Below are 13,621 nucleotides of genomic sequence, written 5' to 3' on the forward strand. Positions count from 1 at the left end.
CGCGCCTTCCTCCGCGGGAAGCAACGCCGACCTGACCTCGTCCGCCGCTATTTCCAGGGCCGACACGTGACCTACGCCGCGCAAACCAATTAGCGGGCGGGGTAATATCTCCAGAAACCACAAGCAGTTCTCCCCTCTCCCGCTTGCGGGGGAGGGGCCGGGGGAGGGTGCACCTTTCCGCACGCACCACATCTTCAGCACCGCCCGACCGATCTCCCCTGAACGTGCTATCCCTCTGCCGATGCTGGTCGCCACTGTCGTTGCGACTGGGGGCGGGGGCGGGTATCTTGGCGCCCATGCTAGACGACCTGAAGACCCTGTTCTCGAGCGCGTGGGCGTCGTTCCTGCGCGAGGTGGGCCGCCGCGAGCCCGAAGACCAGGTGGCCGAGCTGCTCGGGGCCATGCGCCGCGAGATGGTGGACGCCCGCGCCAACCTGCCCGTGTACGAGGAGGAGCACCGCCGCGCGGGCCTGGACCTCCAGCGCGAGCGGAAGATGCTGGAAGACACCGTGCGCCGCCGCGGCATGGCCGAGCGCATCGGCGACGCCGAGACGGTACGCGTGGCCGACGAGTTCGCGGCGCGGCACCACGACCGCATCCGCGTGCTGGAAGAGAAGGTGAAGGCCGCGAAGGACGAGTGGGACCTGCGCGTGCGCGAGTCGCACGACATGCTGCGGCGCTACAAGGAGGCCGACGCCAACCGCTTCGCCCTCCTCGCCGAGATGCGGCGCGCGGGCGCCCGCGAAACCATCGGCGGCACGGGGAACGGCGGCGCCACCGACGACGCGTTCCGCACCTTCGACCGCACCGCCGACGACATCGACAGCCGCTCGGCGTACGACGACGCCCTCCGCGAGCTCACCGAGGACATGGAGGGCGGCACTCCGCCGCCGCAGCGCCCCTCCGCCAGCGACGTGGACGACAAGCTCCGCGAGCTCAAGCGCCGCATGGGCCGGGAGTAGCTCCGCAGCCGGTCTATTGACCCTCGGATTACGATGCTTCTTCTCCGCTGCACCCAGCGCCTCCTGAAGGGCGCCAAGCTCCCGGTGACGGCGGACCCTCCCGAGCCGTCGGGCCCGCTCTCGGAGTGGTACGTGAACCGGGTGCCGCTGCCGCTTCCCGGCCGCACGGCGGTGATCTTCACCTCCGTCACCACGCTCCTCACCGTAATCACGCCGGCACGGGCGATCCACACCGCCCTCCCCCTCTTCCGCGAGCGGCTGCCCCGCTTCCTCGCCCGGTTGGACGTACCCGGCGATTGGACGCGGCGCCAGATGGAGACGCTGGACGACGTCGTGGTGGCGAAGACGGCGAACCGGCGCGTGCTGGGCTCTATGAACGACCTGGCGTACCTCGCCCAGGGCTACGTGGACGCCGCGCCGTCGTTCCCCGCGCTGGATCTGGACTTCGTGGAGATGCGGACCTCCGAGGCGCCCATGAGCTTCCTGGACTACGAGAGCCCCGCCCGCCTGGTCGCCACCCTCGCGCGCGAGGGGTAGGTCCGGCCCACCTCCCCTCCGCCAGCTGACGGACGCACGAAGGGCCCGCCTTCCTCGCGGAGGCGGGCCCTTCGTCACGTCATCCGCCCGTCGGCCGAGACGGGATGCGCCGGGCTAGAACCAGTCGCGGTTGTTGCCGCGGTAGCCCTGGTCGTACCCTCCGCGCATGTTCTGGCCGCCGCGGTAGTCGTCGGCGTTGTAGTAGGGCTCGTCGCCCACGCCGCCGTTGTACTGGCGGTCGTAGCCGCCCATCCCGCCGGCCATCATCCCGCGGTCCACGTCGCCGCGTCCCATGTCGCCCTGCCCGCCGCGGAAGCCGCCGCGGATCATGCGGATGGGGGTGCGGTTCTGGCGGTCGCCGAAGGGGTCGCCGTTGTTGGTCTGCTCGCGGCTCTTCATCCCCCGGTCGTAGCCGCCGCCGTACCCGCCGCCCTGCATCCCCCGGTCCATCCCGCCGCCCATGGTGCCGTAGTCGCGGTCGTAGCCGCCGCCCATGCCCATGCCGGCGCCGCCCTCGTACCCCGTGCCCCACGAGCCGCCCTGCTGGCCGCGGTAGCCGTAGTCGCGGTCGTAGCCGCCCATGTCCATGGCCTCGCGGCCGGTGTTCTTCATGCGGTTCCAGCCGCGCTGCAGGCTTCCCTCGGCGCGGTCTGCCCAACCGCCGCCCTGGTTCGAGTAGCCGTTGCCCCCGCCGCCGGACATGCCGCGGTAGCCGTAGTCCCGGTCGTAGCCGCCGCTGAAGGTGTCGCTGGAGCCGTGGGTCATCCGGTCCCAGCCGCGCCGCACCGAGTTCTCGGCCTGCCCGGCCCAGCCCGCCCCGTTCCCGGCGCCCCACTGCGGATTCCCGCGGCTGCCCAGGTCACGGTCGTAGTTGTTGCGGTCGAAAGCTCCCATCTGTGGCCTCCCTCTGGTTCGGTTTCCGGCCCGCCGCGCCACCTCTCACCGCCGGCGCAGGGCAGCACGGCAGGTGCAATCTCCGTTCCAGCCAAGCACCTGGGCCTTGTCCCGGCGGTGCGCCCGGGGTACGTTAGCGCCGCTCCACCCAAGCCCCGAAAGCTGCGATGGCGAGACCCATGGACACACAGATTCTGGAGGTCCTGCGCGCGCACCCGCTGCTGCGCTCCCTGGACCCCGCCGAGCTGGACTTCCTGGCGGGCGCGGCCGACCTGCGGCACGCCGCCGCGGGGAGCTACGTCTTCCGCGAGAGCCAGCCGCGGCGCTCGTTCGGCATCCTGCTCCGCGGCCGCGTGGAGATCGTGAAGGGCCTCCAGGGCCGCCCCGAGGTGCTTCACGTGCTCTCCGAGGGCGAGTCGTACGGCGAGGGCAGCCTGCTGGACGACTACCCCCACTCGACGTCGGGCCTGGTCACCCAGGACGCCGAGCTGGTGGAGATCGCCCGCGACCGGCTGAGCGCCGTGGCCAGCGAGCACCCGGCGCTCTACGGCAAGCTGGCGCTGGCGGCGGCGCAGGTCATCGCCTCGCGGCTGCGGCAGGCCAACGTGCGGCTCACGGGCCGCTCCGCCGGCTACCTGTCGGGCGAGCTGCGCACCGAGCACGACCTGCTGGGCGAGCGGAACCTGTCGGTGGACCTGTACTACGGCGTGCAGACGCTGCGGGCCACCGAGAACTTCCCCATCACCGGCATCCCCATCTCGCAGTACCCGTACTTCGTGCACGCGCTGGCCGCGGTGAAGGAGGCCGCCGCGCAGGCCAACGCCGAGCTGGGCCTGATCCCGGAAGAGATCGCCGACGCCATCGTGCGCGCCTGCCGCGAGATCCGCGACGGGCGGCTGCACGAGCAGTTCGTGGTGGACGTGGTGCAGGGCGGGGCGGGAACGAGCACCAACATGAACGCCAACGAGGTGATCGCCAACCGCGCGCTGGAGCTGCTGGGCCGCCGCAAGGGCGACTACGACTGGGTGCATCCCAACAACCACGTCAACCTCTCGCAGTCCACCAACGACGTCTACCCCACCGCGCTCAAGATCGCCGGCAACTGGGCCATCCGCGACCTGGTGGTGGCGCTGGGCGAGCTGCGGGGCGCGTTCGCGGCCAAGGCGGCGGAGTTCGCCGACGTGCTGAAGATGGGGCGTACGCAGCTCCAGGACGCCGTGCCCATGACGCTGGGGCAGGAGTTCAACGCCTTCGCCGTCACCATCGGCGAGGACATCGACCGGCTGCAGGAGGCCGCGGCGCTGATCCGCGAGATGAACATGGGCGCCACCGCCATCGGCACCGGCATCAACACCGACCCGCGCTACGCCGCCCTGGTCCGCGACCGGCTGGCGGCCACGACCGGCCTGGCGCTCGTCACCGCGCCCGACCTGGTGGAGGCCACAGCCGACACGGGGGCGTTCGTGCAGCTCTCCGGCGTGCTCAAGCGCGTGGCGGTGAAGCTGAGCAAGATCTGCAACGACCTGCGGCTGCTCTCTTCCGGGCCGCGTACGGGCTTCAACGAGATCAACCTGCCGCCCATGCAGCCGGGCTCGTCCATCATGCCCGGCAAGGTGAACCCGGTGATCCCCGAGGTGGTCAACCAGGTCTGCTTCCAGGTGATGGGCAACGACCTGACCATCGCCATGGCGGCCGAGGCGGGCCAGCTCCAGCTCAACGTGTTCGAGCCCGTGATCGGGTTCAACCTGTTCCAGAGCATCGACATGCTGGTGCGCGCCGCCGTGGTGCTGCGCGAGCGGTGCGTGGTGGGCATCACCGCCAACCGCGAGCGGCTGCGGAAGATGGTGGAGGACTCCATCGGCCTGGTCACCGCGCTGGTGCCGTACATCGGCTACGAGCGCTCGTCGGCGGTGGCGCTCGAGGCGCTGCACACCGGGCGGGGCGTGTACGAGCTGGTCCAGGAGAAGGGCTGGCTCTCGCAGGCGCGCCTGGACGAGATCCTCACCCCCGAGGCCATGACCCAGCCGCGCGCCATGCCGCATCCCGCGGCGACCGGCTGAGTTGCGTCACGTCGATGGATGCGCGGAGGGGCGATGCCGCGCCGGCATCGCCCCTCCCGTCCTTCCGTGCAGCGGCGGCGACCTTCGTCCGTCCTCCGCCGGGTTTCCCCGCCGATGCGGCGCGGTCAGTAGTAGTCTGACGTGAGCTGGTAGCTGCCCTGGTCGCCGGGGTTGTACGACGTGGCGGTCACGTAGTAGGTGCCGGACGGCAGGCTGGTCACGATCTCGGAATAGCCCACGTCGCCGAACGTCTCTTCCTGCACCGAGTTGCCGTTGCTGTCCAGGATGGCGAGGTAGGGGTCGAACTGGTTGGACTGCGCCACGATCTGCACCTGGCGGCTGCTGTTGACGCGAATCTCGTAGTAGTCCGCCGCGGACCCGTCGGAGAGCTGGCAGTCGCTGCTGGTGAGCGAGCCGTTGACCGTGTTGCCGATGTCGTACGTGCGGACGCGGTCGCAGTTCAGGTTGTTGTTGAGGAACGTGGAGTTGGCATCGCAGCCGGCCAGCAGACTCCCGGACAGCAGGAGCGCGGCGGCGAGGAGCGAACGTCGCATGGTGGAACCTCCCCTTCGGCGTAGGATCTCGTGCCGCGGGGCGAAGTCGCTCGTCGCGCGGCGGGCATTTCGTGGAAGGGTGCCCATACAAGAGCCGCGCCGTCCGCTCTGCCGTATCGCCTCCGTAGGCGAGAGGCTGATACGTGAGCAGATGCGCGGGTTTATCGGGCTCTGGTCTCTCGGCCGCCGCCGCCTCGCTCCCGCGTACGTCCTCCGCCGCGCCCGTGCGGCGTCCCCATCCGTGTACATCTCCCCGTGACCGAGCCGCCCGTGCAACATCCTCAACCCGCCGTCCCTCCCGCGTCGCCGGTCGATGCGGGGGCGGGGGATGATGCGCCGGCCGGCGGTCGGGAGATGCAGGGCGGGGCGGAGGAGCTGGCGCGGTTCGACGCGCTGGGGGAGCACGGGGGGGGGCGGTCGTTCCGCTTCCGCGAGCCGCGAGGTGTCGTAACGGCGTGGACGGTCGACGACGTGCTGCCGGCCCTGGCGCGCGTAGAGGCCGCGGTGGATGCGGGGCTGCACGCCGCCGGCTTCGTCGCGTACGAGGCCGCGCCCGCGTTCGACCCCGCGCTCGCCACGCACCCGCCGCGCGAAGGGCTTCCGCTGCTCCGCTTCGCCCTCTTCGCCAGGCGAGAGGAGGTGGCCGGGGAGGCGGAAGCGCCCGCATCTCCCGAAAGCTACACGCTCGGCGAGTGGCGGCCGTCCATCTCCAACGCGGACTACATGGAGCGGGTGGAGCGTATCCGGTCGCTGATCGCGGCGGGGGACACGTACCAGGTGAACCTCACGTTCCGCCTCTGCGCGGAGTTCGACGGCGACGACGCGGCGCTGTACTCGCGGCTGGCGCAGGCGCAGCGCTCGGCCTTCTGCGCGCACCTGCGGTTCGGCGGCGCGGCCATCGTCTCCGCATCTCCCGAGCTGTTCTTCCGGTGGACGGGGGACGAGCTGGAACTGCGGCCCATGAAGGGCACGCGGCCGCGCGGGCGGTGGGAGGCGGAGGACGACGCGCTGGCGGCAGAGCTGCTCGCATCGCCCAAGGAGCGCGCGGAGAACCTGATGATCGTGGACCTGCTGCGGAACGACGCGGGCCGCATCTCCCGGTTCGGCAGCGTCACCGTGCCGCGCCTGTTCGAGGCGGAGCGGTACGAGACGGTGCACCAGCTCACGTCCACCATCCGCTCGCGAACGCTGCCGGGGACACGGCTCACGGACGTGTTCCGCGCGCTCTTCCCGTGCGGCTCCATCACCGGCGCGCCCAAGGTGCGGACGTCGCAGATCATCGCGGAGATGGAGGACGGGCCGCGTGGCGTGTACACCGGCGCCATCGGCTTCGTCTCGCCGGGCGAGGCGGTGTTCAGCGTTGCGATCCGGACGCTGGTGCTGGACCGGCGCGCGGGGACGGCGGAGCTGGGCGTGGGCAGCGGCATCACGTACGACTCCGCCGCGGGCGCGGAGTTGCGCGAGTGCACGGACAAGGCGCGCTTCACCCGCCGCACGCCCAACGATTTCCGTCTGCTGGAGACGCTGCTGCACGAGCCGGGAGCCGGCTTCTTCCTGCTCGAAGGCCATCTCGCCCGCATCGCATCTTCCGCCCGCTACTTCGGCTTCCTCCTCGACCCGGACGAGGTGCGCGATGCCCTCTCCACCGCTGTCGCGGCGTCCGCGAACGGGGCGATGCGCGTGCGGCTGCTTGTCAGCCGAGACGGCGGGGTTTCGGTAGATGCGCAGCCGTTCGCGCTGGACGCGTCCACGGTACGCATTGCCTTCTCGGCGGAGCCGGTGGACAGTGCGGATGCGCTGCTGTACCACAAGACCACGCGGCGAGATGCGTACGAGCGCCGCGCCGCCGAGCGCCCCGACTGCGGAGACGTGCTGCTGCTGAACGAGCGCGGCGAGGTCACGGAGTCCACCATCGCCAACGTCGTCGTGCGCATCGGCGGGCAGATGTGGACGCCGCCGCTGGAGTGCGGCCTCCTCCCCGGCGTCCTCCGCGCCGAGCTGCTGCGCACCGGCGACGTCCGTGAGCGCATCCTCCATCCCGACGATCTGCACGCAGCCGATACGATCTATCTCGTCAACTCGCTCCGGAAGTGGCGCTGCGCCGAGCTGGTGGACTGAGCGCACTTCGAAAGACGTGGCTCACGCGGAGCCGCGGAGGGCGCGGAGAAAAGCCGAGGAAGAGCGTTGTTCTCCGCGTCCTCCGCGCCTCCGCGTGAGATTCGTTGCCGGAACCAGCGAGGGGAGAACGGCCGGCGCCGATCTCCCCTCGCTCGTTTCATCTACGGTCTCAACCCCGCGTGTTCTCGCCCGACGATCTTCACAGCACGGTGGAGCCGGTGCGGAGGCCGTAGTGGTTGCTCAGGACCGTGGGCGTGCCGGTCGCGGGGATCTGGACGACGAACAGGTGGTCGTACTCCGTGTCGGCGATGTCGGGCACCGTCTGCCCGCTGAGCGCCTGGACGATGGCCGGCACCGTGTTGCTGTGCCCCACGACCACGACCGTCTTGCCACGCTGCGTGGCCATGATCTCGCGCGCCAGGTCCTGCGCGTACGTTGCCGAGTTCGCCGCCCCAATGGGCCGCTCCGTGACCGCCACGCCGCTGGCCGCGGAGAGCGGCTCCGCCGTCTCGTGAGTGCGCTTGTACTGCGTGGTGTAGATGGCGGAGACAGTGGTCCCGTTCAGCATCTGCGCCAGGACCGCGGCGCGTGCATGGCCCGCCGGGGTGAGCGCGGGATCCTGCGGGTCGTCCGTCGCCTTCTCCGCGTGCCGTACCACGATCACGGTCGTGACGCCCGGCACAGGCGCAGGCATCTGCGCGCGCAGCACAGTGGGTGCGGCGAGAAGGGCAGCGGCGAGCGTCGCTAGAGGAAGGAGCCGGGAAAGGTTCAGCGTGCGCATGAGATCGCGGGTAGCGAGAGGAGGGTTGAGAGTCCGCGCGCAGCATACAACGGCGAGCGGAGGGAGGCCAGAGATTCAGCGAGGCGGGTTGTCAGCCGCGGATGCCCCGCCGGCCAGCCGAACGTGGCGCGCCAGCGGCAGGCCCGAGCGCGCCAGCCCTTCCGCGGCGAGGCGGGCGACGGCCTCCGCGCTGGCCGCGGAAAGGTGGGTGTCGTCCTGGTGCCCTTGCGGATACATCGCGAACTCGCCCGGCGAGGACCACGCGTAGAGCCGCTTCGACGCTTCGACGCCAGCGCCGCGGACCATGTCTTCCGAGGCGAGCTGAAGGTCCACGAACGGCACGTGGAGGTCCCTCGCCACCTCGCGCGCCACGAACGGGTAGGCGCCGTGGGTGTCCTCCAGCACGCCCTGCGCGTTCCAGTGCCTGCGCACGATGGAGCTGAACAGCACCGGCGTGGCGCCCTTCGCCCGCGACTCGGCCACGAAGCGCTCCAGGTTCCGGCGGTAGCCCGTGTACGGGTTCGTGTACCGCGCGGGGTCTTCCGTCTTCTCGTCGTTGTGGCCGAACTGGATCAGCACGTAGTCGCCCGGTTGGAGCTGGGCGAGGACGGCGGCCCACTTCCCCTCGTCGATGAAGCTCTTCGTGCTCCTGCCGTTGACCGCGAAGTTGCGCACGCTCACCGTCTCGTCGAAGAACCGCGGCAGCATCTGCCCCCAGCCGCGCTCCGGGTTCGTCTCCGGCTGCGGCCTGTCCGCCATCGTGGAGTCGCCGATCATGTACACGGTCGTGCGTGCGGGCGAGGCAGCCATGACAAGCGCACCGAGAAGCAGGGCGAGCAGAGGTCTCTTCATTCCGTCGAAAATGGGATGCAATTCGACCGTGGATGATGGGAACGGCATCTGGACTGGACAGGCCGTTTACGTGTGAGTACGGGAATCGTGCAATCGCTCCTCAAATAACGCCAGCTAAATACTATCCGGGCTTCGCCCCAACGCCAGACTTCGGAATTGGTTTTAGGTCAATGGATTGGGTGCGACGATATGTTGACGACCGGCTGCTCTCTCCTGTTCGGCAGATAGCTGATACATTCTGTCGCGGAACCTCACCGGAGTTCACTCACTTCGCCAGTCGCAGGGGATAACGATGGAATGGGCAGTCGGAGAATTCCGCAAACTAATGCTAGTGCATCTCGACACTCCGCTGCTAGCTAAAGTGCAACCGTCCGTAGACGCGGTGTTGTGGAAGCTAAATATATGCAAGTATCATCGCGATGAAGCAACTCGCCTGATTCACGGCGAGGTTCCTCCAGATATGGAAGCCGTCGATGTGCTCCAGAAGATCTTGTTTCACGCGACCGGACAAAAAGATCCAAAACCTCTTTGCCTAGCCCACATGTACTCGGAGGCTCACATAATTGCCTTCGCTCAGTCTCTGCATTCGACTGCTGACATACTTGCTCAGGTGATCTGCATCGTACTGGGCATCGATTCAGCTTCGAGGCGAAGAAAGTACTCTCCTGGAATGAAAGATCTCAAAGAGAATGCCGATGTTCGAAGCCGTTTCCCACTACTCCATGAAGCCATCAGACAGCTCCTTACCTCCCCCGAATTTCACTACCTGGATGGTTATACGAATACGGTGAAGCATCGAAGTCTGGTCGACACTCTCTTTACGCTTTCGACGAAAGAAGACCGGCGCGGTATTCGAATTCAATCCTTCGAATACGGCGATCGAAAAATGGAATCCAAATGGGCAGACAATTTCATCGGTAGGGACTTTCGCCGGTATTGGAGTCTGCTGTGTAGTGTAGGGATGAGCATGAACGACGCACTCAGATGACCTACAGCTAGAGTGGAGCACAAGCAATGCGGCGTTTCCAGCGAATGGTTGCCATCGTAAGTCTGCCGCTCCTCGCGTCCGCCTGCTCGCCGGCGTACGTGCTGCGGGCGGGGTGGGAGGAGGCGAAGATCCTGCACCGGCGGCAGCCCATCGCGCGGCTCGTGGCGGACCCGCGCACGCCCGAGGCCAAGCGCGGCAAGCTACAGCTCGTGCTCGACGCGCGTGCGTTCGCGCACGACTCGCTGGGGCTGAAGACGGGGAAGAGCTACACGCTGTACAGCGAGGTCAAGTCCGACACGCTGGCGCTCATCCTCAGCGCGGCGCGGAAGGACAGGTTCCAGGGCTACTCGTGGTGGTTCCCCATCGTGGGCCGCGTCCCGTACAAGGGCTTCTTCAAGGAGAGCGACGCGCGGCGCGAGATCGCGAAGCTGGACGCGAAGGGCTACGACACGTACCTGCGGCCCACCAGCGCGTTCAGCACGCTGGGCTGGTTCGCGGACCCGGTGCTCAGCTCTCTCCTCCGCTACGATTCCGTGTCGCTGGGCAACACGGTGATCCACGAGACCACGCACAACACCATCTATCTGGGCGGCCAGGCGATGTTCAACGAGAGCCTGGCGAATTTCGTGGGCGCGCGCGGGGCGATCCAGCTCTTCTGCGGGCGCGAAGGCGTGGGGTCTCCGCACTGCCGGCATGCGACGGACGAGTGGGAAGACGAGCGGGTCTTCGGCCGCTTCATGAGCGGCATGGTCACGCAGCTCGAGGCGCTGTACGCCCGCGCGGACCTGACCGCGCAGCAGAAGATCGAGCAGCGCGAGCAGATCTTCGACGCGGCGCGCGACGAGTTCCGCCAGCACGTGCAGCCCCGGCTCAAGGTGAACACCTACGGCTCGTTCCTCACGGCGCCGCTGAACAACGCGACCCTCATCTCCCGGCGGCTCTACTATGGCCGCCTGGACCTGTTCGAGGCCGTGTACCAGTCGCGTGGGGGCGACCTGCGGCGCACTGTGGCCGACATCGTCGCGGCCGCCAAAGGCCAGAAGGACGGCTACAAGGCGGTGGAGGGGCTGCTTCCCCCTGGACAGGGGTTGTAAATTCCGGCAGGATCCAGCAATTTCAGGCAGCAGCCAACGGCCGCCGGCAGGGGAAGATCCTCCGCCGGCGGTCTTGTCTACCCAGCTACGACACGGCTTTCGGAAGATGCGCACCGGCCGCGCATCTCCCGAGCCCCACGATAGATCATCAGCCGCAACCGAAACCGGCGGGACGCAACCATGGACACCGAGAGCGCCACCGTGCGCGGCGACGACGACGCGCACGAGACGAACAGCTACAACCCCGCCGAGGTGGAGCGGAAGTGGCAGGCCCGCTGGGACGAGCGCGGCACCAACACGTACACGGCCAGCGAGCTGCGCACGGCGGAGAAGCCGTTCTACAACCTGATGATGTTCCCCTACCCGTCGGCCGAGGGCCTGCACGTGGGGAACATCTACGCGTTCACGGGCGCCGACATCTACGGCCGCTTCAAGCGCCTGCAGGGCTACGACGTGTTCGAGCCCATCGGCTTCGATGCGTTCGGCATCCACAGCGAGAACTTCGCGCTCAAGCAGGGCATCCACCCGTCGGAGCTGATCCCGCGGAACGTGGAGCGCTTCACCCGGCAGCTGCGCCGCGTGGGCTTCATGTACGACTGGAACCACACGGTGGATACCACGCATCCCGACTACTACAAGTGGACGCAGTGGGTCTTCCTCCAGCTCTACAAGGCGGGGCTGGCGGTGAAGAAGGAGGCGCCCGTCAACTGGTGCCCGTCGTGCAACACCGTGCTCGCCAACGAGCAGGTGGTGGGCGGCGAGTGCGAGCGCTGCGGCACGCCGGTGGAGATGCGTTTCCTGTCGCAGTGGTTCTTCAAGATCACCGACTATGCCGGGCGCCTGCTGGAGAACCTGAAGACGATCGACTGGTCCGAGACGACCAAGAAGGCGCAAGAGAACTGGATCGGCCGCAGCGAGGGGGCGGAGGTCGAGTTCCCCATCGCGCGCCGCAAGGCGTCGGAAGACCGGCACGAACCGGCGGCCATCGAGCCGGAGAAGCCGGTGATCCGCGTCTTCACCACACGGCCGGACACCATATTCGGCGCCACGTACATGGTGCTGGCGCCCGAGCACCCGCTGGTGGACCGCATCACCCCGCCGTCGCACCGCGCGCAGGTGGACGAGTACCGCGCGAAGGTGGCGGCCACCGACCTGGTCACGCGCAAGAAGACGGACAAGAGCAAGACGGGCGTGGACACCGGCGGCCGCGCCATCAACCCCGCGACGGGCCAGGAGATTCCCGTCTGGATCGCGGACTACGTGCTGATGGAGTACGGCACCGGCGCCATCATGGCGGTCCCCGGCCACGACGAGCGCGACTTCGAGTTCGCCAAGGAATTCGGCCTCCCCATCGTCCGCGTCGTCGCCGGTGAGGGGCAGGACGCGGGCACGCCGCTGGACGAGGCGTACACGGGTCCCGGCCGCACCGTCAACTCCGGCGAGTTCGACGGGCTGGAGGTGGCGGAGGCCAAGCGGAAGGTGACGGAGTGGCTGGCCGCGAAGGGCCTGGCCGAGGCGCGCGTCAACTACCGGCTGCACGACTGGACCATCTCGCGCCAGCGGTACTGGGGCCCGCCCATCCCCATCCTGTACTGCGACGACTGCGGCACGGTGCCGGTGCCGGAGGACCAGCTGCCGGTGGAGCTGCCCTTCATCGAGGACTTCAAGCCCGACGCGTCCGGCATCTCGCCGCTGGCGCGCCACGAGGAGTGGTACGTCACCACCTGCCCGCAGTGCGGCGGCCGGGCGCGGCGCGAGACCGACGTGTCGGACACGTTCCTGGACTCGGCCTGGTACTTCCTGCGCTACCCGAACGTGGGCGACGACACACAGGCGTTCGATGCCGAGGTGGTGCGTAAGTGGCTGCCGGTGCACAGCTACATCGGCGGGAACGAGCACGCGGTGATGCACCTGCTGTACGCCCGGTTCGTGACGATGGCGCTCAAAGACATGGGGCTGATCGATTTCGAGGAGCCCTTCACGCGCTTCCGGGCGCACGGGCTGATCGTGAAGGAGGGCGCCAAGATGTCCAAGTCGCGCGGCAACGTGGTGGTGCCGGACGACTACATCGCCGACTGGGGCGCGGACACCTTCCGCACCTTCCTCATGTTCCTGGGGCCGTACACCGAGGGCGGCGACTTCCGCGACGCGGGCATCACCGGCCCGTACGGCTTCCTCAACCGGCTGTGGGACACGGCGCTCTCCGCCGTGGACGCGCCGCTGGACCCGGCGGTCGAGCAGAAGCTTCACGCCACCATCAAGAAGGTGACGGAGGGCGTGGAGGCGCTGTCGCACAACACGGCGATCGCGGCCATGATGGAGTACCTGAACGTGGTCCGCGCCGGCGGCCGCACTCCCGAGCGCGCCGCGGTGGAGCCGCTGGTGGTGATGGTGGCACCCTTCGCGCCGCACATGGCCGAGGAGCTGTGGGAGCGCATGGGCGGCACGGGCGAGTCGGTCTTCGACGCGGCCGTGTGGCCCGCGTTCGACCCCGCGAAGGCGGTGGCCGACACGGTGGAGTTCGTCGTGCAGGTCAACGGAAAAGTCCGCGCGCGCATGCCCATGCCGCGCGGCATCGCCGAGGCCGAAGCGCGCGACGCGGCCCTGGCCGACCCGCACGTGCAGAGCTTCATCGACGGCAAGCAGCTCCGCAAGCTGATCTTCGTCCCCGACCGCCTCGTCAACCTCGTCGTCGGCTGACCGCCGGTTCGGTAGATGAAAAGAGGGCCGCGTCTCCGAGGTGGAGGCGCGGCCTTCGTCGTACACGGCGGGGGGCCCCCT

The 13,621-nt window shown here is 68.6% G+C and carries 11 protein-coding genes; 7 read left to right on the top strand and 4 right to left on the bottom strand.

All coding sequences use genetic code 11. From position 1 onward, the window contains the following. Nucleotides 1-287 precede the first annotated feature (287 nt). Both VFE05_02030 and VFE05_02035 read left to right on the top strand, forming a co-directional pair. Nucleotides 288-962, top strand: a complete 675-nt coding sequence (locus tag VFE05_02030) for a hypothetical protein (protein HET6228824.1) — start codon at nucleotides 288-290, stop codon at nucleotides 960-962. A gap of 33 nt (nucleotides 963-995) precedes the next feature. Continuing rightward, entirely contained in the window at nucleotides 996-1,499 is a 504-nt protein-coding gene (locus VFE05_02035; GenBank protein ID HET6228825.1) for a hypothetical protein, read from the top strand. A 114-nt stretch (nucleotides 1,500-1,613) separates the two neighbouring features. Here the strand turns inward: VFE05_02035 and VFE05_02040 are convergent, their stop codons facing one another. Further along, nucleotides 1,614-2,393 carry a hypothetical protein gene (locus VFE05_02040; protein ID HET6228826.1) on the bottom strand — a complete coding sequence of 260 codons (780 nt, stop codon included), beginning with the start codon at nucleotides 2,391-2,393 and terminating at the stop codon, nucleotides 1,614-1,616. A gap of 179 nt (nucleotides 2,394-2,572) precedes the next feature. Between VFE05_02040 and aspA the strand changes: the two genes are divergently transcribed. After that, nucleotides 2,573-4,453, top strand: a complete 1,881-nt coding sequence (gene aspA, locus VFE05_02045) for an aspartate ammonia-lyase (protein ID HET6228827.1) — start codon at nucleotides 2,573-2,575, stop codon at nucleotides 4,451-4,453. Between the two features lie 125 nt (nucleotides 4,454-4,578). Here the strand turns inward: aspA and VFE05_02050 are convergent, their stop codons facing one another. Then, entirely contained in the window at nucleotides 4,579-5,007 is a 429-nt protein-coding gene (locus tag VFE05_02050) for a hypothetical protein (protein HET6228828.1), read from the bottom strand. A gap of 270 nt (nucleotides 5,008-5,277) precedes the next feature. Between VFE05_02050 and pabB the strand changes: the two genes are divergently transcribed. Further along, on the top strand, nucleotides 5,278-7,125 hold the full coding sequence (gene pabB / locus VFE05_02055; GenBank protein ID HET6228829.1) for an aminodeoxychorismate synthase component I: 1,848 nt from the start codon (nucleotides 5,278-5,280) through the stop codon (nucleotides 7,123-7,125). 199 nt (nucleotides 7,126-7,324) lie between these two features. On the opposite strand, the gene VFE05_02060 is transcribed toward pabB, so the two are convergent. Both VFE05_02060 and VFE05_02065 read right to left on the bottom strand, forming a co-directional pair. Beyond that, nucleotides 7,325-7,906 carry a phosphoglycerate mutase family protein gene (locus VFE05_02060; GenBank protein HET6228830.1) on the bottom strand — a complete coding sequence of 194 codons (582 nt, stop codon included), beginning with the start codon at nucleotides 7,904-7,906 and terminating at the stop codon, nucleotides 7,325-7,327. Between the two features lie 75 nt (nucleotides 7,907-7,981). Continuing rightward, on the bottom strand, nucleotides 7,982-8,716 hold the full coding sequence (locus VFE05_02065) for a rhamnogalacturonan acetylesterase (GenBank protein ID HET6228831.1): 735 nt from the start codon (nucleotides 8,714-8,716) through the stop codon (nucleotides 7,982-7,984). A gap of 334 nt (nucleotides 8,717-9,050) precedes the next feature. On the opposite strand from VFE05_02065, the gene VFE05_02070 reads away from it, so the two are divergent. The 3 genes from VFE05_02070 to leuS all read left to right on the top strand — a co-directional run bounded on the left by VFE05_02070 (nucleotide 9,051) and on the right by leuS (nucleotide 13,540). Next, nucleotides 9,051-9,746, top strand: coding sequence for a hypothetical protein (locus tag VFE05_02070; protein HET6228832.1), 696 nt, complete (start codon nucleotides 9,051-9,053; stop codon nucleotides 9,744-9,746). Nucleotides 9,747-9,790: 44 nt separating this feature from the next. Next, entirely contained in the window at nucleotides 9,791-10,840 is a 1,050-nt protein-coding gene (locus tag VFE05_02075) for an aminopeptidase (protein HET6228833.1), read from the top strand. 180 nt (nucleotides 10,841-11,020) lie between these two features. Further along, a complete protein-coding gene (gene leuS / locus VFE05_02080) occupies nucleotides 11,021-13,540 on the top strand; it encodes a leucine--tRNA ligase (GenBank protein HET6228834.1) in 2,520 nt (839 codons plus the stop codon). The last annotated feature ends 81 nt before the right edge of the window (nucleotides 13,541-13,621 follow it).

The sequence above is a fragment of the Longimicrobiaceae bacterium genome, from assembly GCA_035696245.1.
Lineage (GTDB): Bacteria > Gemmatimonadota > Gemmatimonadetes > Longimicrobiales > Longimicrobiaceae > DASRQW01.

Bases quoted from the DNA above. Each gene is read 5' to 3' on its own strand.
- VFE05_02035 (HET6228825.1), top strand. From the start codon at position 996: ATGCTTCTTCTCCGCTGCACCCAGCGCCTCCTGAAGGGCGCCAAGCTC.
- VFE05_02040 (HET6228826.1), bottom strand. From the start codon at position 2,393: ATGGGAGCTTTCGACCGCAACAACTACGACCGTGACCTGGGCAGCCGC.
- aspA (HET6228827.1), top strand. From the start codon at position 2,573: ATGGACACACAGATTCTGGAGGTCCTGCGCGCGCACCCGCTGCTGCGC.
- VFE05_02050 (HET6228828.1), bottom strand. From the start codon at position 5,007: ATGCGACGTTCGCTCCTCGCCGCCGCGCTCCTGCTGTCCGGGAGTCTG.
- VFE05_02060 (HET6228830.1), bottom strand. From the start codon at position 7,906: ATGCGCACGCTGAACCTTTCCCGGCTCCTTCCTCTAGCGACGCTCGCC.
- VFE05_02065 (HET6228831.1), bottom strand. From the start codon at position 8,716: ATGGCTGCCTCGCCCGCACGCACGACCGTGTACATGATCGGCGACTCC.
- VFE05_02070 (HET6228832.1), top strand. From the start codon at position 9,051: ATGGAATGGGCAGTCGGAGAATTCCGCAAACTAATGCTAGTGCATCTC.
- VFE05_02075 (HET6228833.1), top strand. From the start codon at position 9,791: ATGGTTGCCATCGTAAGTCTGCCGCTCCTCGCGTCCGCCTGCTCGCCG.
- leuS (HET6228834.1), top strand. From the start codon at position 11,021: ATGGACACCGAGAGCGCCACCGTGCGCGGCGACGACGACGCGCACGAG.